Consider the following 12,383-nt stretch of genomic DNA (forward strand, 5'->3'; position numbering starts at 1 on the left):
CAAAAAAAAGAAATATGATGATGAATAAATTTAAGTTAGGAAACAGAAAACCTCTTAAAAATAGTATTGATTAAATCAATCTAAATCCATTGATTTTATTTAAAACATCACCAAAATTGAATGTTTTTATTAAAAATATAATTCAAATTAAATTTAAAAGCATCATACTGCATAGACTTTGATATAAAGCACAAACTGTTATTACAGGCATAATAAAAAAGATTCCCATGAAAAATCAATATTATATACACCCCTGTATAAAATGTTCATTTTCGCAACAATGAAAATCAACAATCTTAATATATCACTACATTAAGATATATATACTCAAAAAATCCAGACCTGCCTGCCCGTTAAATTTGCTTATTACAAAAAATAGGAGGAAGAAAGCCAGCAGACCGAAACCTTCTACAAGCAGTATTGATTTAAACAACTCAATCCGCTTGTTTAATTAAAATATTTCACCAAATACAGACATTTAGTTAACAATTTAATTTTAATCGATTTTATAGGCATTTTACTATATGAGCTATTGATATAAAGCATAAACTATTATCGTATGCATAACAGAAAAGCCATACATTGAGAAAGCAATATTTTATACATGCAGTATAAAGTATTCATTTTACTAACAAAAACATTTATTATGCACAAAATCTTATTTCGTTTTGGGGTAGACTTTTCAGGAAAAGTTTACGCCCGCCGCTTCAATGGTACGGATTCTAAAGAGAAGGATTTAGCCAATGCTTCCCCTATTCCCGGAAATGCTCCCGTTATAGCTCCCGGGAAAAATTTTTCGCCCGTCAAGCCTTTGCGTTTCGGAATTCTCGCTGCCAGCCTGTCGGTCCTGTCGGTAAGTGTTGGATGCAGAAGCCGGGATACCGTGACTGCCAACACGCTTGACCCGGCACTGATGGCCACTGCCAAGGGTGAAGTGGTCTACTGTCCACTCCCCCTGCTGGCCTCTGTAATCGAACAGATGGATCAGCCTCTGATTGATGCGTTCAATGCACAAAACAATGGCGTCCACATTACTGTCAAACCTTTTTCCTACACGGGAGATATGGATGATGCCTACGACAAAAGCCTGGATGCCAAAGATTGTTCCTGTGATATTATTACTCCTTTTTATGCCATCTATAAATTATCCGGAAAAGAACAGATTCTTGATTTTTCCCCTTATGTAGCAACCAGAAACGGTGAATTTTTCAGTTCTATTATTAATTCTGTTTCTCTGAATAAAAAGGTACTGGCTATCCCGATCAGAGCAGATGCCATGATGTTCTATTACCGTCCTGCTATTTTTGAAAACACGGGTCAATTTTCAACATGGCAGAATCTTTATACTAACGCTGCTTCTCATTCAAATTTTGTTTATAATGCAGGAGGTGTGGGGCTAACGGCCAATGTGATCAGTCTTCTGTATCAGGCTGGAGGAGAACTCATCAGTGAGGATGGAAAAACCTCAAAATTCCAGTCTCCTCAGGCTCATGCCGTCCTCAATTTCCTGGTAAGTGGTGTTCAGAGCCAGGTGATTCCTTCTCAGGCTCTGACGTTTACAAACAACGTCGGTGCTTCCAGTTTTTTTGCTAAAACCCCATCAATAGGCGGACTTACCGATTGGTCGGCCTCCAAATTCCGTATCGATACAGAAGTCCCTTCCACTCAGAACAGCTACAAGATTGTCCCATTACCTGCATGGGCAGGGAGAGAAGGCCAGGATCCAACAGGTTTGATCGGTTCTAATTTTCTGTCGATCAATGCTTATTCGAAAAATCCCAATGCTGCCTTAAAGGTAATCGACTACCTTAGCAGTGCTGCTGCAGCACGCCATCGGGCACTGTCAGCCGGAACCGGACCCGCCATCAAAAGTGTGTACGATGATCCTGCCGTCCGCGAAAAAATCCCTTATCTCGATATTCTATACAACTCGCTGCTTCATGGCAGAGCCAGGCCTAACACTTCTGCTTATACAGAAATAGATACGGTTATTTCAACATATGCAGCACAGGCCCTGGCAGGGACTCTTACCGTAGATCAGGCTGTTGACCAAATTGATAAAGGGATTACAAAGGCCCTTCAAAAGTATAATCACTAACCACCGGAAGCGGGAGATTCAATAAAAAGGCGGTCATTATTTGTGAATAGTGACCGCCTTTTTATTATATATCCGAAAAAAACATCTTGTTTTCTTAGAGAAAAGCGGGCTATCCAAAAGGGACCAAAATGAATGGCCAGAGGAAATATCCTGTGGCCATTCTTAAAAAATCAAGTATAAAATTATAGATTATTAGTCTGATCTAATAGTTCCTGAAAGGTAATCCCGGATTGATCATACTCGGAATACAACTTCCTACGGTAACACTTTCTTCCAGTGAACAGCTTTCGCCTGGCCCTTCTGTAGAATAGATCACCTTAAGATGATAGGTTCCCAGCCCGTAAGGTCTCATATCCAGCGAATCTTCTGTAGAAATAACGCCGGTATGGGCCGGATCGTTCAGTTTGGTCCATTCATACTGTACGGTAGGATTTCCAAAAAAACCTGCCGAACTTAAGGTATACGAAGCGGGATCTGTATTGTTAAATCGGGTACAGCTCCAGTCCTGGCCTGCAAACCCCGAAAAGAGTCCGGGATCGTATGGAGCAAAACTCATATTGGTATTATTTCCTCCATCACTGGACTTGGCTCCGAAATGCAATGGTATTCCTGAAGCGTCAATATCCTTTATATTGGCAAAATCAAAACTTGAAGCTCCTGCCTCCACATTCAGCAATGCTTTGGTCCCTGGTACTGAACTTACCATCTCCAGTTTGTAGCATGCACTTCCGTTGGCATACAACTGTTCCGTCACTTTTTGGGTTTTACCTGCCTGTAAGGTATACTTTTTAGCTCCGGTTAAAATCAGTTCTTTAAACTGATTGTCCCCGTTTATGATGGTGTTTCCTTTCAGAGTCATGGTATTGTACCCTACAGTTCCGGTACCATCATCGCCAAGGGCTGCACTCCCATTATTTTCGAAGGTCACATTGTGATACTGCTGTCCTGCGTAAGGCAAAAGTTGGCAGCTTCCATTCCCGGTAAAACGGATATGGGAAGTACCTGCATTTAATGTTAATAATGTTGATGTTGCAGAAAAAACACCGCTGTTGATTGACGTTACGGTAAATTCAGAACTTCCCAAATTAAGTGTTCTGGGCTTGGATCCGGAATTCGCATTATATCCTCCTACCAGTACTTTATGGTTATTTGTTGTAAATACTCCGGCATTATGCCATAGAGTTCCGAAAGTCAGTGCATAGTCATCCACTAAGCTTATTGAAGCTTCTTCCTCAAAATACACATCATCAACACGTATTGAAACTCCGTTACTGATGATCGTTTTAGGAGTATTGGTATTACGATAATACATGTACACACTCCATACTTCCATACCGGTCTGCCATTCGGAAGATCCATAGATGTTAATCGGGTTAAGCGTACTTGCACTTTTGAAAACAGGAGGTACTGTACTTCCCGCAAAGGTAATATTCCTCATATTGGCAGGTGCATTCACCGTAATGGTCTTACTGGCTGAAGTAAAGCCTGATCCTGTATTAAAGAAAACATCATCTTTAGGTCCCGGGACACAGTATCCACCTGTTCCTCCGCTTGTGGCAGACCAATGCGTTCTGTCATTCCAGTTACCGCTTCCTCCGACCCAGTATAAAGTCTTTCCCGGTGAAGCAGGAAAGGTCCAGCCTGTATTGTTTCCATTATCTGCGGACTCCAGGGCAATGAATTGTGCCCCCCCAGAAGCCTGAATATCTTTAAGCATGACCCCTGAAACATCAATCGTTACTCCGGGCGCTGCGATAAGTTTTGCCTGGATTCCGGCGGTGGATGAGCTAATGCTCATACGTTCACCACAGTCAGGAATATGGGCAGACAGTTTGGTGGTTACTGTTTGCGCAGCACTACCATCTAAAATATAAGTCTTTCCCTCTGCCAGAACCAGTTCACCAATCTCATTGTCTTTGATCAGCTTTCCGTTGCCTTTCATGGTGATCCGGTTGTAATAGACCTTGCCTGTCTGATCATACCCCAGGTTACCTTCCAGTCCCGGCTTTTCGAAACTTATATAATGATAATGCTGGCCGGCATACGGTTTGACGCTGGGATATCCTGTAACACCGGTAAAGTGAATATGAGACGTTCCGGCATTAATAGTAAGCACAGGAGAGTCGGCAGAAAAATTCCCATCGTACATAGGACCTGTTATATAAAAATCTGAACTGCCTATATTCAATGTTCTGGGATTGCCCCCGATATCCCCGAAGTAGCTCATTGCCGTTACGTTATGGTTGTTGGTATTAAAGGTACCCGCCGAATGGGTTATTTTACCGGAAACAGAAAAGTTATCCAGCAGACTCATTGAGGTTGCTTCTTCAAAATAAACATTATCTGTACCTATGGAAACACCATTACTGGTGATCGTTTTGGGGCTGTTGCTGTTCCGGTAATAGATGTACACACTGCTCATCTCCATACCTGCCTGCCAAACGGAAGATCCATAGATATTAATCGGGTTAGCAGTACTTACACTTTTAAAAATCGGAGCTACTGCACTTCCTGAGAAAGTGATATCTCGCATATTCGCCGGAACGTTGACGGTAACCGTTTTACTGGCCGCAGTAAAGCCGGAATTCACATCAAAAAAGACATCGTCTTTAGGACCGGGAACACAAGCTCCTCCGGATCCGGAAGAACTCAGAGACCAATGGGTGACGTCATTCCAATTTCCACTCCCCCCTACCCAGTATAAGGTCTTGGCAGCAGAAGCAGGAAATATCCAGCCTGTATTATTTCCATTATCCACAGATTGTACAGCGGTAAATACAGCGCCTCCTGAAGCATTGATATCTTTGATCACCGCTCCGGAAACATCGATCACCGTTCCTGAAGCAGCCTCCAGCTTTGCCTGAGTTCCGGCTGATGAAGAAGCAATCGTAATCTGTCCGCCACAGGTGGAAGGGTGGGCTGAAAAACGGGTGGCCACCATTTGTGTTTTGCCTGCTTCCAGACTGTAGGTTTTGTCTTCAGCAAACAAGAGCTCTCTAAACTCATTATCACTTACCAGTATCCCATCATCTTTAAATTCTACACGGTTATAATACACTTTTCCGGTCGGATTAAAATATCCAAGAGTAGCAGTTCCGTTATTTTCAAAAGTCACATTATAATAATGCTGACCTGCGTATGGCAAGAGCTTACAATTTCCATTCCCGGTAAAACGGATATGGGAAGTACCTGCATTTAATGTTAATAATGTTGATGTTGCAGAAAAAACACCGCTGTTGATTGACGTTACGGTAAATTCAGAACTTCCCAAATTAAGTGTTCTGGGCTTGGATCCGGAATTCGCATTATATCCTCCTACCAGTACTTTATGGTTATTTGTTGTAAATACTCCGGCATTATGCCATAGAGTTCCGAAAGTCAGTGCATAGTCATCCACTAAGCTTATTGAAGCTTCTTCCTCAAAATACACATCATCAACACGTATTGAAACTCCGTTACTGATGATCGTTTTAGGAGTATTGGTATTACGATAATACATGTACACACTCCATACTTCCATACCGGTCTGCCATTCGGAAGATCCATAGATGTTAATCGGGTTAAGCGTACTTGCACTTTTGAAAACAGGAGGTACTGTACTTCCCGCAAAGGTAATATTCCTCATATTGGCAGGTGCATTCACCGTAATGGTCTTACTGGCTGAAGTAAAGCCTGATCCTGTATTAAAGAAAACATCATCTTTAGGTCCCGGGACACAGTATCCACCTGTTCCTCCGCTTGTGGCAGACCAATGCGTTCTGTCATTCCAGTTACCGCTTCCTCCGACCCAGTATAAAGTCTTTCCCGGTGAAGCAGGAAAGGTCCAGCCTGTATTGTTTCCATTATCTGCGGACTCCAGGGCAATGAATTGTGCCCCCCCAGAAGCCTGAATATCTTTAAGCATGACCCCTGAAACATCAATCGTTACTCCGGGCGCTGCGATAAGTTTTGCCTGGATTCCGGCGGTGGATGAGCTAATGCTCATACGTTCACCACAGTCAGGAATATGGGCAGACAGTTTGGTGGTTACTGTTTGCGCAGCACTACCATCTAAAATATAAGTCTTTCCCTCTGCCAGAACCAGTTCACCAATCTCATTGTCTTTGATCAGCTTTCCGTTGCCTTTCATGGTGATCCGGTTGTAATAGACCTTGCCTGTCTGATCATACCCCAGGTTACCTTCCAGTCCCGGCTTTTCGAAACTTATATAATGATAATGCTGGCCGGCATACGGTTTGACGCTGGGATATCCTGTAACACCGGTAAAGTGAATATGAGACGTTCCGGCATTAATAGTAAGCACAGGAGAGTCGGCAGAAAAATTCCCATCGTACATAGGACCTGTTATATAAAAATCTGAACTGCCTATATTCAATGTTCTGGGATTGCCCCCGATATCCCCGAAGTAGCTCATTGCCGTTACGTTATGGTTGTTGGTATTAAAGGTACCCGCCGAATGGGTTATTTTACCGGAAACAGAAAAGTTATCCAGCAGACTCATTGAGGTTGCTTCTTCAAAATAAACATTATCTGTACCTATGGAAACACCATTACTGGTGATCGTTTTGGGGCTGTTGCTGTTCCGGTAATAGATGTACACACTGCTCATCTCCATACCTGCCTGCCAAACGGAAGATCCATAGATATTAATCGGGTTAGCAGTACTTACACTTTTAAAAATCGGAGCTACTGCACTTCCTGAGAAAGTGATATCTCGCATATTCGCCGGAACGTTGACGGTAACCGTTTTACTGGCCGCAGTAAAGCCGGAATTCACATCAAAAAAGACATCGTCCGTCTGTCCGGGTACAACCAAAGGGATTCCTGAACCTCCTGAAGAAGTACGCCAGTGGCTGATATCACTCCAGTTTCCGCTTCCCCCTACCCAATAATAATTGGCAGCAAATCCCTTCATCGAAAATAAAAAGAAGAAGAGGAATAGCAGGTATTTAAAATTTTGTTTTTGTTTTATCATCATGAAAATCCATTAATTAAAGTTAATATGCTTGTTAACAGATTATTACTTGACCACAAAAACGACATTCATGTAGGTAGGTTTGCTTGTATCCACTGTACTTAGAACGCTGTAAGTTAATTTGCCTGCAGCATCAATTGCCACGTTCTCAAAAATGGAAGTATCATACCAGGTGACATAGTATTCCAATGCATTGGCTGCATAAACAGGAATACTGCCTGATGCACCGGTACTGCTAGCCATAGGGGTAGAAAACTGTCCCGTATAATTGGTATACAAATCTATCGTTTCTGTCGTTCCTGAAGAAACCGCAGTATTGATAGGAATGGAAGGGGAATAAAAGAACTTAGGAGCATTAACGAGTACCGGTTCCCATTTATCGGTAGCATCTTTCCAGTACCAATATCCTGGTCCTGTAACATCTTTAACAGAAGCAGTAGATGCCGAGGTACTGTAGACTAAGGTTCCGGATTTAAGTCCGGTAGTATCGATGGATTCGATATCATTTCCTGAGAGTTGAGGGAAAGCAATCCCTGCTTTGGTTCCGGACGTATATCCTGCAGGCAGAGCAACATCTAAAGTAGCTTTCGGACTTGTGGTATTTACACCGACCTGCGCAAATCCAAGACTGGAGATCAGTAAAAAAAAGAGTACATTTTTTCTTTTCATTATTCTTTGTTTTTTTTAATAATATAAGATCAGGATCACCGCTCAATCATTTCTTTCTAAATCATTGAACCTGGATCATATTGACCGCAAACATATAGGGATACAAAGCATTGTACAATAAAATGGCTGTTATTATTCGCGAATAGTAACAGCCATTGTTTCTTAACTTACTCTAAGACAATTGCTTAAAAAAACACCATTTTTAATAATTTCTTATGGGTAATCCGGGATTGATCATGCTTGGTATGCATTTTTTGACAGTAATACTCTCCTCAACCACACAGTAATCACCTGATCCTGCGGTAGAATAGGTAACTTTAATATGATAAACCCCGTAACCGAAAGGCCTCATATCCAAAGAATCTTTGGTAGAGATGATCCCAGTATGTGCCGGATCATCAATCTTCGTCCACTCATAAACAGTTGAAGGATTTCCATAAAACCCTGCTGAACTTAATGTATAGGAAGAGGGATTACTGTTGTTGAATCCGGCACAGCTCCAGTTCTGTCCTGCAAACCCTGAAAAAGAACCCGGGCTATATGGGTCGAAAATAATATTATTATTATTTCCTGTATTCGAAGATTTACTTCCAAAATGTAACGGTTCTCCGGAAGCATTGATATCTTTTACATTCGCAAAGTCAAAATTTGCAGATGGTGTCTGTACGTTTAAATTTGCCTGTGTTCCACCTGTGGAACTTTTTAAAAATAGTATAAAACAAGAATTTCCACTGGCATACAGATGATCGGTAACAGTCTGTGTCTTTCCAGATTCCAAGGCATACGTTCTTCCAGCCATTAAAATCAACTCTTTGATCTCATTGTCCATCATTAATTTTCCATCGCCTTTAAACTCTACGTGATTATAATATACTTTGTCGGATTGCTCTTTTCCCAATTGACCGGACGTACTACTTTCTTCAAAGCTCACATTATTGAATGTCTGCCCTGTATAAGGATCTACCAAGCTATTTCCTCCTGTAAAATGTATAGAAGATGTACCTGCATTTAGTATAAGCCCAGAAGCATTTGATGAAAAAGCCCCATTATCACCGCTAATATAAAGTTCTGAGCTTCCCAGATTAGCTATTTTGGGTCTTGCTTTAAAATAATTCGCAAAATATCCGGCCCCAAGAGTTACGGTGTGGTCATTTGTATTCCATGTTCCGACATGATGCCTAATTTTGCCCAGAGCTGAGAAATCATCCAGTAAGCTTACAGAACTTTCTTCATCAAAATATACATCCCCCATGACTGAAGCTCCATTACTTTTTATAGTTTTCGGTGTACTGGTATTGCGGTAATATACTGAGCCAATGCCTACTGTCATTCCGGACTGCCATTCAGATGATCCGTAAATATTAAGTTCTTTGCCATTGCCACTCAAGGTTGGTACAACAGTACTTCCTGAAAAGATTATGTTTTGACAATTGGCTGTTACATTCAGAGTAACGGTCTTATTTGATCCACTAAAACCTGAATCAGCATCAAAAAATACATTGTCAAAAGGCCCGGGTATACAAAATCCCCCCAATCCGCCACTTGCAGGTGACCAATGTGCCTTATCATTCCAGCTGCCACTTCCACCTACCCAATACAGATTCTGAACAGCAGAAGTTGAAAAATTCCAGCCTGTGTTGTTACCTCCGTCGGCAGAACCGGATGTAGTAAATACAGCTCCTCCTGATGCATCTATATCTCTGATGATTACTCTTGAAATATCCATAGCTACGCCATGCGCTGCAACGAGTCTTGCCTGGGTACCGGATGTTGAGGAATTGATCATGATCCAATCCCCGCAATCAGAAGCATGAGCTACCAATGAAGAAGTGATGGTCTGAGTGGAGGTATCCTGCAAACTGTATGTTTTTCCTTCTGCAAAAATCAGATCACTGATTTGACTGTCGCCAATAAAACTTCCATCGCCCCTGAATTCTACACGGTTATAATATGCCTTAGCCGTTTGATACTGCCCCAGCATTCCGGTAGTTCCTGCTTCAAAGGTTACATTATAAAAAGTCTGGTCCTTATAGGGACTCATTACAGGTGTTGTCCCTAAAAAATGAATATGAGAGGTCCCGGCATTCACTGTAATGGCGGTCGAGCTGTTTGTAGAAAAACTACCTCCACTGCTTCTTGAAATATAGAAGTCTGAACTTCCCATATTAAGGACTCTCAATCTTGTTCCGGAATCTCCGTAATAGCTTCCAAGTGTAAGCTTATAGTTATTGGTATTAAGTGTTCCTGCATTATGAAATAAGGCACCTGCTACCGTTAAGTTGTCCAAAAGGCTTATAGAATTTTCTTCATCAAAGAATACGTTATCACCCACCATAGAGACTCCATTGGCTTTCACAGTCTTATTCTCTCTGCTATTTCTGTAATATACAGACATGATGCCCACAGACATTCCCATCTGCCATTCTGAAGATCCGTAAATATTGAGTTCTTTACCGGACCCTCTTAAGGCAGGTGCAACAGCACTTCCGGAAAAAGTGATATCATGACAGTTGGCCGTCACATTAATGGTTACCATTTTAGAAGCAGAAGTAAACCCCGACTGGCTGTCAAAAAAAACATTGTCGGTAGGTCCAGGCATACAGTATCCGCCGGGTCCGCCACTGGTCTGGGACCAGTGTCCTTTATCATCCCAGTTACCGCTACCACCTACCCAGTATAAATTCTGGCTGGCTGAAACCGGAAAGTTCCATCCTGTGTTGTTACCGCTGTCAACTGATTTTACGGCTGTAAATGCGGCACCCCCCGAGGCATCAATGTCTCTGATAATAACTCCCGAAACATCAATATCGACTCCGGCGTCAGCCACGATACCAGCCTGTGTTCCGGACAGTGAGGAATTGATCATAATCCAGGCACCGCAATCCGGTGTATGAGCTTTCAGCGAAGAGGTAATGGTTTGTGTCGCATTATTCTGCAGACTGTATGTTTTACCTTTTGAAAGGATCAGTTCTTTGATCTTATTATCTCTGGTAAGCTTTCCGTCACCTTTAAACTCCACCCGGTTATAATATACTTTATCCGTCTGGCTGAGTCCCAAACTGGATTTGAGTCCGCTGTTTTCAAAGGTTACATTATAGAATATCTGTCCTTCATAAGGATCTAATATTGTATTATTTCCGGAAAGAATGATTCCGGAAGTACCGGAATTCAACACGAGTAACGGGGTTCTTGAAGAAAAAGTTCCTGAAATATAGAACTCCGAACTTCCCATGGTAAGGGTTCTGGTCTTAGTTCCTGAATTTCCGATATAGCTTCCTAAGGTTACCTTATAATTACCGGAGATAAAGGTTCCTGCATTATGCTGTAAATTTCCGGAAACCGAAAAATCATCAGCCAGGCTGATGCTATTTTCTTCATAAAAGAATACATTGGAAGCAGTAACTGAAACACTGTTACTTTTGATGGTCTTTGGAGTATTTTTGTTCCGGTAATAAATGGAAGTTACGGCAACTGACATGCCCGCCTGCCACTCGGATGATCCGTAGATATTCAGTTCTTTACCGTTCCCGGTCAAAGCCGGAGCAACTCCGCTTCCTGAAAACTTAATATTGTAGCAGTTGGCCGTCACATTCAGTGTAATTGTTTTGCTGGCCAATGTAAAACCGGAATTAGAATCAAAAAAGACATTATCTGTAGGCCCGGGAACTACCGTAGGCAATGCTGTACCGCCGGAAACGGTACGCCAGTGTCCGATATCACTCCAGTTTCCACTTCCTCCTACCCAGTAGTAATTGGCTGCTAAAGCTTTTACTGACCAACAAAACAGCATGAGAAGTGAAATGACAGACTTAAAAATATATTTTCGTTTTTTCATAAGGTACAATCTAATTGTTAGTAAATTATCCCACGTGAGTTTTTCACGACAGTATTGGAAATACTTATTGTATGAATCACTTTTCTCTGGTAACACAATGTTTTTTTGTGGCAGGTTTCTGCGACCAAAAGAATTCATCAGATCCTGACTCAAAAACAGAAGCCGATTAAAGCTATTTTTTCATCTTATTTTACTTTTAAAAGTGCATCATAAAATGAGAATGCTGAAAATAAATATTGTTTTTTCACAACCTATCGGCACTGTTTTTAAGGGGCTGCAAAACTAACCTGAAAAGATGGGATATACAAGGAAAAGGCTGTCACTATTCAGGAATAATGACAGCCTTTATCAAACAACAAAACACTGAAAAACAAAACCATACACTCCAAAACAGGATAACAAATCAAATCAAGACCATTTCTTTAATTTTGAGAATTACCACTAATAAATTTTCATAAAATTTATAAATAAGATGAAAAATATACATCTTTTACGGGTACTTTTTTCAGCTATTTTTTCATTGCTGACCCCTTTCTTCTAAAATCGAAGCTAAAGAAACGAAAGTCAGAAAATATTTGGATTAAAATCAAAGGATTTACAGCTTTTTAAAAAAGAAGCTTTGCTTAGAAAAAATTTATTTTTTTAAGGTTTTACATTATATTTGTCAGATCATTTAACTTCACAAAAACTTAAAATATGAAATTCGGACAGGTAGAGGATCCTTCAAAAATAGATTTCACGTTACCAAAAGATCATTCCAGAACCAAAGAAATTTTAAGTCTAAATAAAAAAGGGTACTAGTCCTG

Annotated in this window: 4 protein-coding genes; 1 reads left to right on the forward strand and 3 read right to left on the reverse strand. The window is 41.1% G+C overall.

All coding sequences use genetic code 11. The features are described from left to right. Positions 1–646 precede the first annotated feature (646 nt). Positions 647–2,098 carry an extracellular solute-binding protein gene (locus AC27VX_RS17875; RefSeq protein WP_488697003.1) on the forward strand — a complete coding sequence of 484 codons (1,452 nt, stop codon included), beginning with the start codon at positions 647–649 and terminating at the stop codon, positions 2,096–2,098. 202 nt (positions 2,099–2,300) lie between these two features. Here the strand turns inward: AC27VX_RS17875 and AC27VX_RS17880 are convergent, their stop codons facing one another. The 3 genes from AC27VX_RS17880 to AC27VX_RS17890 form a co-directional block, all read right to left on the reverse strand. Beyond that, the gene (locus AC27VX_RS17880) at positions 2,301–7,076 is read right to left on the reverse strand and encodes a hypothetical protein (RefSeq protein ID WP_488697005.1); all 4,776 of its coding nucleotides are present in this window, start codon (positions 7,074–7,076) and stop codon (positions 2,301–2,303) included. A gap of 42 nt (positions 7,077–7,118) precedes the next feature. Continuing rightward, the gene (locus AC27VX_RS17885; RefSeq protein ID WP_488697007.1) at positions 7,119–7,742 is read right to left on the reverse strand and encodes a hypothetical protein; all 624 of its coding nucleotides are present in this window, start codon (positions 7,740–7,742) and stop codon (positions 7,119–7,121) included. A gap of 202 nt (positions 7,743–7,944) precedes the next feature. Next, positions 7,945–11,577, reverse strand: coding sequence for a hypothetical protein (locus tag AC27VX_RS17890; protein WP_488697009.1), 3,633 nt, complete (start codon positions 11,575–11,577; stop codon positions 7,945–7,947). Positions 11,578–12,383: the final 806 nt, after the last annotated feature.

The sequence above is a fragment of the Chryseobacterium sp. 14P4.3.2 genome, assembly GCF_057799275.1.

What these genes read in the sequence shown, in the direction of transcription:
- AC27VX_RS17875 (WP_488697003.1), top strand. Translation starts at nt 647, where the DNA reads ATGCACAAAATCTTATTTCGTTTTGGGGTAGACTTTTCAGGAAAAGTT.
- AC27VX_RS17880 (WP_488697005.1), bottom strand. Translation starts at nt 7,076, where the DNA reads ATGATGATAAAACAAAAACAAAATTTTAAATACCTGCTATTCCTCTTC.
- AC27VX_RS17885 (WP_488697007.1), bottom strand. Translation starts at nt 7,742, where the DNA reads ATGAAAAGAAAAAATGTACTCTTTTTTTTACTGATCTCCAGTCTTGGA.
- AC27VX_RS17890 (WP_488697009.1), bottom strand. Translation starts at nt 11,577, where the DNA reads ATGAAAAAACGAAAATATATTTTTAAGTCTGTCATTTCACTTCTCATG.